At 75.8% G+C, this 327-nt stretch carries 1 pseudogene; it reads left to right on the top strand.

The features are described from left to right. Positions 1-37 precede the first annotated feature (37 nt). Positions 38-327 (top strand): annotated as a pseudogene (locus KSY82_RS10285) (IS30 family transposase); the annotation flags it as partial.

The following is a 327-nucleotide window of genomic DNA, read 5'->3' as shown; positions in this document are numbered from 1 at the left end:
CGCCCTCGGGGAGGACGCGTGCGCCGCGGCCTGGGAGATGGACACGGTCGAGGGCTCCCGCGCGGACTCCGCGTGCATCCTGACGCTGCTCCACCGCCCCAGCAGGCTCCAGCTCTACCTGCCACTGCCGGCGAAGGACGCCGCGTGCGTGGCGGCCGCGCTCGGGGGCGTGCGCTCGGCGCTGGGCCCCGACGGCATGGGTAGGGTCTTCCGCGCCGTGCTCACCGACAACGGCGCGGAGTTCTCCGACGAGGGCGCGATCGCGGCGCTCGTCGGCGAGGGGCCCGGCGAGACGAGGCTGTTCTACTGCGACCCGCGCCGCAGCGA

The sequence above is a fragment of the Collinsella aerofaciens genome, from assembly GCF_019131995.1.
In the GTDB taxonomy this organism is placed as follows: domain Bacteria; phylum Actinomycetota; class Coriobacteriia; order Coriobacteriales; family Coriobacteriaceae; genus Collinsella; species Collinsella aerofaciens_S.
Note: the sequence above shows the minus strand (reverse complement) of the source record. Positions and strands in the feature narration are given on the sequence as shown.